The following is a 6,647-nucleotide window of genomic DNA, read 5'->3' as shown; positions in this document are numbered from 1 at the left end:
CCTCGGCGTCGAGCCATTGCTGGCAGCCATGCGGGCGTGAGGCGCGGGCAGCGAACTCAATAGCGACACCGACGGCCGCCTTCGTTGCATGGAGGTGATGCGGAGCCGCGTTTTTACACAGCCTGGGACGTTCACGGACATTTTCATCTCCCTGTGTTTTCGGTGGGGTGCGATCTTTATTGCAGGCAATTAGATTGTGCGCAATTGAAAATATGCCGTCTCACATTTAATTGTTCGCAATTGAATGTGCCGTCGTCGGGCCCCAGAATGGGGAAAGCCTCGTGAGATTCTCCATGCCTCGGAAACACTCGGCAGCGGACGCGCCGCTTCGCCTCGACAACCAGATCTGCTTCGCAGTCTATTCGGCCGCGCATGCCTTCAACCGCGTCTACAAGCCGCTGCTGGATCGGCTCGGCCTGACCTATCCGCAATATCTGGTGATGCTGGTGCTGTGGGAGCACGACGACGTGCCGGTGAAGGACATCGGCGAAAAGCTGTTCCTGGATTCGGGCACGTTGACGCCGCTGCTCAAGCGGCTCGAAGCCGCTCACCTCGTCAAGCGCACGCGTTCGAGCGAGGACGAGCGTCAGGTGCTGATCGCGCTGACCCCGCAGGGCCACGCCTTGAAGGACAAGGCGCGCACCGTGCCGCAATCGATCCTGGCGGCGTCAGACTGCTCGGTCTCGGAACTGGTCACGATGAAAGACGAGATCGTCGCACTGCGCGACCGGCTGAATGCGGTGATCGGGGAGTAGGCGGAGTTCCCAGAGCCCGGCTACGCCCTACGGGCTTCGCCGCGGCAGCCTTCCCTCACTTCGCTACGAGGGACTTCCGGGCTTGCCCAGCCGAAGCTCGCGAAGCGAGCGAAGGCTGGTGGAGCCAGGCGGGATCGAACCGCCGACCTCTTGCATGCCATGCAAGCGCTCTCCCAGCTGAGCTATGGCCCCTTAACCGTCCGACGCGCCGTGGGCGACGCGTCGGGAAAGACCCAGAACCACAGTTCTGGAATTATCTCAAGTCTCTTCATCACCGCCGACATCACCAATGATGTCGGTCACGTCCTCATCGCCCTCTTCGTCGTCGGCGATAAAGGTCGAATCGTCGTCGTCATCGTCCTCGATGGTCTCGTCGACCTCGATGTCGTCCTCGGATTCGGGCACGACGGCCTTGACCTTGCCGGTGTTCTCCTCGGCATCGGCCTCCTCGAGCGAGACCTCCTCGACCTCCGCCGGTTCCGGCTTGGTGTCGGCGGCTGCTGCCGCGTGACGGGCTTCGGCGCCGCGGGTCGCACGAGCCGGCGCCACGGGCGCGATCGGCACGACCTCGCCGGTGTACGGCGAGATCACCGGACTCTTGTTGAGATCATAGAACTTTTTGCCCGTGGTCGGGCAAATACGTTTGGTTCCGAGTTCGGACTTGGCCACGGCAGAGGAATCCTGGAAATGTCTGAAAAGCGGTGTTTCACTTGGCTAGTTGGCGGCCCGCTGTCAATAGCGCATTACGGGAGAACGACATGCCCGTGACGGCGGAGAGACCATGTGGTACCTGCCCGCGAGCCCCGCAGGGATGTTTCGGGCCTATCCGAGGACACAAACTTGACCGATTCCGACAAGCCGACGCCGCTTCAGTCGCGCGCCAGCGGTCCCCTGACCGGAAAAGTACGGGTGCCGGGGGACAAGTCGATCTCCCACCGCGCCCTCATCCTGGGCGCGCTCGCCGTTGGAGAAACCCGGATTTCGGGTCTCCTTGAGGGCGAGGACGTTCTCAACACCGCTAAAGCTATGGAGGCGCTTGGCGCCCGGGTCGAGCGCACCGGAGATTTCACCTGGAAGGTGAACGGCGTGGGTGTCGCGGGCTTCGTCGAGCCCAAGGCGCCGCTGGATTTCGGCAACTCCGGCACCGGCTGCCGGCTGGTCATGGGCGCCGTCGCCGGCTGCCCGATCTCGGCGATTTTCGACGGCGATGCCTCGCTGCGCAGCCGGCCCATGCGCCGGATCCTGGACCCACTGGAAAAGATGGGCGCGAAGGTCGTCTCCGGTGGCGAGGGAGGCCGTCTGCCGCTGACCGTCCAGGGCGCGCGCGATCCGCTGCCGATCACCTACAAGACCCCGGTCGCCTCGGCCCAGATCAAATCCGCCGTGCTGCTCGCGGGCCTGGCTGCGCCGGGCACCACCACGGTCATCGAGACCGAGGCCAGTCGCGACCACACCGAGTTGATGCTCAAGCATTTCGGCGCCGAGATCACCTCTAGGCAGGAAGGTCGGCACGGCCGCCGTATCACGCTCGTGGGTCAGCCTGAGCTGCATGGGGCCAATGTCGTCGTGCCCGCCGATCCCTCATCGGCGGCGTTCCCCATCGTCGCTGCGCTGATCGTCGAAGGCTCTGACGTCGTCCTATCCGATGTCATGACCAATCCGCTGCGCACCGGCCTGTTCACCACGCTGCGCGAAATGGGTGCCTCGATCGAGGAAAGCGAAGTTCGCGGCGACGCCGGCGAGCCGATGGCGAAGCTGCGCGTGCGCGCCTCGAAACTGCGCGGCGTCGTGGTGCCGCCGGAGCGCGCGCCGTCGATGATCGACGAATATCTCGTGCTGGCGGTGGCGGCCGCCTTCGCCGAGGGCACGACCATCATGCGCGGCCTCCAGGAGCTGCGCGTCAAGGAATCCGACCGTCTCGAAGCCACCGCCGCCATGCTCCGCGTCAACGGCGTGAAAGTCGAGATCTCCGGCGACGACCTGATCGTCGAAGGCCGCGGCCACGTTCCCGGCGGCGGCCTTGTCGCCACCCACATGGACCATCGCATCGCGATGTCCGCGCTGGTGATGGGCTGCGCCTCCGACCAGCCCGTGACCGTCGACGACACCGCCTTCATCGCCACCAGTTTCCCGGATTTCATCCCGATGATGCGTTCGCTTGGGGCCGAGTTTTCATGAGGAAGCTGCCATGAGCGCAGCCTTCGACCGCGATGCCTTGCTGGATGCTTTCGATTCGATAGGCCGTGCTGCGGCCGAGGCTGGAACCAAGCTTCGGATTGCGGTCTATGGTGGCTCCGCCCTCATGCTTGCCAGCAATTTTCGCTTCGCGACCGAGGACGTCGACGTCTCAAAGCTCGAGCGTCCGCTGCCGGATTGGCTGGAGAGGATCACAGCCGAAATTGCTGCGAGGAATGGATGGGGCGCCGACTGGTTCAACGATCACGTGGTATTTCATCTGAGCCCACTGGCCGACCGTGCCGCGGATCATCTCGAATTTGGCACTTTCCCGCGTGACGGCACGCCACCGGGGCTTGAGGTCTCAGTGCCCTCCGCTGCATATCTTCTCGCGCTGAAACTGAAGGCATTCCGGGTCACGGATCCCGTTCGCGGGGAGACGGAGCGGCTGGATATCCTGAACTTGATGAAAGTGGTTGGAATCTCGACCGTAGAGGAAGCCATTGCGCTGCTTAGCCGGTATTTTCCCGTGAGCGCAGCATCCTCGGAAAAGCAGCGCTTCCTTTTGAAGAACATGAACCTGGAGGGAGGAGCCGATGCGCCCAAATACCCTCGCTGAGGCCGTCGATCGCATACGCGCCGGCGCGCCGCAGGACGCTACGCTGGCCGAATTCATCGACACGTTCGATCTGGCCGGGACGAGCCGGGCTCAATACGAGACGATCGAAGACGAACCAGTATTGACGCGGAACGATCGGCTTGATGCCTTGGTCGGCGCGATCGCCGAATATCTGGCAAAGCAGCGTCGCCTCGGACGGGTGCCGGCATGGGTGTGCGATCCGGCGCGGCGTCTCGCCGAGCCGTGGTTCACCGCGTCATCCCCATCGGATGCGATGCGTGAATATTTGACTTATGCGAGCCCCGCCGAATTCGCGTCTCGCAACATCTTCACGGAAGAGCGGCCATTGCGGCGCGCCCGCAGTTTCCACGCAGTCAAGGTTTGAGTGATATGATCATCGCCATCGACGGGCCCGCAGCCTCGGGTAAAGGGACGCTCGGCAAACGTCTTGCTCACCATTACGGCTACCGTCACCTCGATACCGGCGTGATCTATCGCGCGGTGGCCTATTCGCTGATGCAGTCCGGGCATGATCTTCGGGACGAGGCGGCGGCGGTCGCGGCGGCGCTGGAACTCGATCCCGAAAAGTTCGGCAATCCCGCCCTGAAGACCCAGAAGGCCGGCGAAGGCGCTTCCATCGTCTCGGCGATCCCTGGGGTTCGCGAGGCCCTGGTCAATTTCCAGCGGCAGTTCGCAGCCGACCCGCCAGGCGCCGTGCTGGACGGCCGGGACATTGGAACCGTGATCTGTCCCCATGCTGACGTGAAGATTTTCGTCGTTGCCGACCCCAGGGTCCGCGCCCGCCGCCGGACCATGGAGGCCAAGGCGCGGGGCGAGGAGGCCGACGAGGCGGCCGTGCTCGCCGACATCATCCAGCGCGACGAACGCGACAAAAACCGGCCGATTGCGCCCTTGAAACCGGCCGCGGATGCTTACTTGCTAGATAACTCCCAACTGGATATAGAAGGCGGCGTCCGGGCCGCCATCGACATTATCGAGGCCGTCCGAGCGGGCCGGTCGCGGGGTTAAGCCGCTGCCGTCATTGGAGGAAGCGCCCGCTCCCGCTCTTTGAGGTCGATACTCCGGTCCCTGTTCGGGACCGGCGCGATCCAGGCTCCGGACAAAGATTCCACGTATCGAACGCGCGGGCCTCAGCCGGCCCGCTTCCGCTGTTCCGCCTCGCAGGCTGGAGCAGCGAGCGGTCGCTCGAAGGTCTTGCGGACCTTCCGACACTGCGCGTGCGATGCGCCCATGAACCCAACGGCCGGCACGACATCCGCAACTGGAGAACAAATGGCTTCGACTTCTGCTGATACCTATAGCCCGTCGCGCGACGATTTCGCCGCGATGCTCGACGAGTCCTTCGCAGGTGGCAACCTGCAGGAAAGCTCAGTCATCAAGGGCAAGGTTGTTGCAATCGAAAAGGACATGGCCGTCATCGACGTCGGCCTGAAGACCGAGGGCCGTGTCGCCCTGCGCGAATTTTCCGGCCCCGGCCGTGACAGCGAGCTCAAGGTCGGCGACGAGGTGGAAGTGTTCCTCGATCGCATCGAGAACGCCCTCGGCGAAGCCGTGCTGTCGCGCGACAAGGCGCGCCGCGAAGAGAGCTGGGGCAAGCTCGAGAAGGCTTTCCAGAACAACGAGAAGGTCAACGGCGTCATCTTCAACCAGGTCAAGGGCGGCTTCACCGTCGACCTCGACGGTGCCGTGGCCTTCCTGCCGCGTTCGCAGGTCGACATCCGTCCGATCCGCGACGTTGCGCCGCTGATGAACAACTCGCAGCCGTTCCAGATCCTCAAGATGGATCGCCGCCGCGGCAACATCGTCGTCTCCCGCCGCACGGTTCTCGAAGAGACCCGCGCCGAGCAGCGTCAGGAGCTGGTGCAGAACCTCGAAGAGGGTCAGGTCATCGACGGCGTGGTCAAGAACATTACCGATTACGGTGCGTTCGTTGATCTCGGCGGCATCGACGGTCTGCTGCACGTCACCGATATCGCGTGGCGCCGCGTCAACCATCCGACCGAGGTGCTCTCGATCGGCCAGACCGTGAAGGTCAAGATCATCAAGATCAACCACGAGACGCACCGCATCTCGCTGGGCATGAAGCAGCTGTTGGACGATCCGTGGCAGGGCATCGAAGCCAAGTACCCGCTGGGTGCCCGCTTCACCGGCCGCGTCACCAACATCACCGACTACGGCGCGTTCGTCGAGCTCGAGCCGGGCATCGAAGGCCTGATCCACGTCTCCGAGATGTCGTGGACCAAGAAGAACATGCACCCCGGCAAGATCGTTTCGACCTCGCAGGAAGTCGAAGTGCAGGTGCTGGAAGTCGATTCCGTCAAGCGCCGCATCTCGCTCGGCCTCAAGCAGACCATGCGCAACCCGTGGGAGGTCTTCGTCGAAGGTCACCCGACCGGTTCGACGGTCGAGGGCGAGGTCAAGAACAAGACCGAGTTCGGTCTGTTCCTGGGCCTCGAGGGCGACGTCGACGGCATGGTCCATCTCTCCGACCTCGACTGGAAGCTTCCGGGCGAGCAGGTGATCGACAACTACAAGAAGGGCGACATGGTGAAGGCCGTGGTGCTCGATGTGGACGTCGAGAAGGAGCGCATCTCGCTCGGCATCAAGCAGCTCGAAGGCGATCCCTTCGCCGAGCCGGGCGATGTCAAGAAGGGCGCGGTCGTGACCTGCGAAGTGCTCGAAGTGAAGGAGAGCGGCATCGAGGTGAAGATCACCGGTACCGACTTCACCACTTTCGTGAAACGCTCGGAGCTCGCCCGTGACCGCAACGATCAGCGCGCCGAACGCTTCGCCGTCGGCGAGAAGGTCGATGCCCGCGTGATCCAGTTCGACAAGAAGGCCCGCAAGGTCCAGGTGTCGATCAAGGCGCTCGAAGTCGCCGAAGAGAAGGAAGCCATCGCGCAGTACGGCTCCTCCGATTCGGGTGCGACGCTCGGCGACATCCTCGGCACCGCGCTCAAGAACCGCGACAGCAAGTAAGCGAAACCTACGTTTCGCTGGCATCAAAGCCCCGGCGCGAGCCGGGGCTTTTTTGTTGGGCCTGTAGACCGGGCTACGCGGCCTCCGCCGAGCCGGGC

7 protein-coding genes and 1 tRNA gene are annotated in these 6,647 nt (G+C 63.6%); 6 read left to right on the top strand and 2 right to left on the bottom strand.

Features of this window, described 5'->3' with window-relative positions:
• The first annotated feature begins 293 nt into the window (after positions 1 to 293).
• A complete protein-coding gene (locus QCM77_RS22080) occupies positions 294 to 755 on the top strand; it encodes a MarR family winged helix-turn-helix transcriptional regulator (RefSeq protein ID WP_279684891.1) in 462 nt (153 codons plus the stop codon).
• 116 nt (positions 756 to 871) lie between these two features.
• Here the strand turns inward: QCM77_RS22080 and QCM77_RS22075 are convergent.
• A tRNA-Ala gene (locus QCM77_RS22075) sits at positions 872 to 947 on the bottom strand.
• Positions 948 to 1,013: 66 nt separating this feature from the next.
• Entirely contained in the window at positions 1,014 to 1,424 is a 411-nt protein-coding gene (locus QCM77_RS22070) for a TIGR02300 family protein (protein WP_279660093.1), read from the bottom strand.
• 171 nt (positions 1,425 to 1,595) lie between these two features.
• On the opposite strand from QCM77_RS22070, the gene aroA reads away from it, so the two are divergent.
• From aroA to rpsA, 5 genes are all read left to right on the top strand, one after another.
• Entirely contained in the window at positions 1,596 to 2,933 is a 1,338-nt protein-coding gene (aroA, locus tag QCM77_RS22065; protein WP_279684889.1) for a 3-phosphoshikimate 1-carboxyvinyltransferase, read from the top strand.
• A 10-nt stretch (positions 2,934 to 2,943) separates the two neighbouring features.
• Entirely contained in the window at positions 2,944 to 3,549 is a 606-nt protein-coding gene (locus QCM77_RS22060) for a hypothetical protein (RefSeq protein ID WP_279660091.1), read from the top strand.
• Entirely contained in the window at positions 3,527 to 3,934 is a 408-nt protein-coding gene (locus QCM77_RS22055; protein ID WP_279660090.1) for a hypothetical protein, read from the top strand. The genes QCM77_RS22060 and QCM77_RS22055 overlap by 23 nt, the downstream gene beginning before the upstream one ends.
• Positions 3,935 to 3,939: 5 nt before the next feature.
• Positions 3,940 to 4,578, top strand: a complete 639-nt coding sequence (gene cmk, locus QCM77_RS22050) for a (d)CMP kinase (protein WP_279660089.1) — start codon at positions 3,940 to 3,942, stop codon at positions 4,576 to 4,578.
• A gap of 264 nt (positions 4,579 to 4,842) precedes the next feature.
• Complete coding sequence (rpsA, locus tag QCM77_RS22045; RefSeq protein ID WP_162307796.1) at positions 4,843 to 6,549, top strand: 30S ribosomal protein S1; 1,707 nt, start codon at positions 4,843 to 4,845, stop codon at positions 6,547 to 6,549.
• Positions 6,550 to 6,647 lie beyond the last annotated feature (98 nt).

The sequence above is a fragment of the Bradyrhizobium nivariense genome, from assembly GCF_029846695.2.
Classification (GTDB): domain Bacteria; phylum Pseudomonadota; class Alphaproteobacteria; order Rhizobiales; family Xanthobacteraceae; genus Bradyrhizobium.
Note: the sequence above shows the minus strand (reverse complement) of the source record. Positions and strands in the feature narration are given on the sequence as shown.

Coding starts and splice junctions, on each gene's coding strand:
- rpsA (WP_162307796.1), top strand. CDS start 4,843: ATGGCTTCGACTTCTGCTGATACCTATAGCCCGTCGCGCGACGATTTC.
- cmk (WP_279660089.1), top strand. CDS start 3,940: ATGATCATCGCCATCGACGGGCCCGCAGCCTCGGGTAAAGGGACGCTC.
- QCM77_RS22060 (WP_279660091.1), top strand. CDS start 2,944: ATGAGCGCAGCCTTCGACCGCGATGCCTTGCTGGATGCTTTCGATTCG.
- QCM77_RS22055 (WP_279660090.1), top strand. CDS start 3,527: ATGCGCCCAAATACCCTCGCTGAGGCCGTCGATCGCATACGCGCCGGC.
- QCM77_RS22080 (WP_279684891.1), top strand. CDS start 294: ATGCCTCGGAAACACTCGGCAGCGGACGCGCCGCTTCGCCTCGACAAC.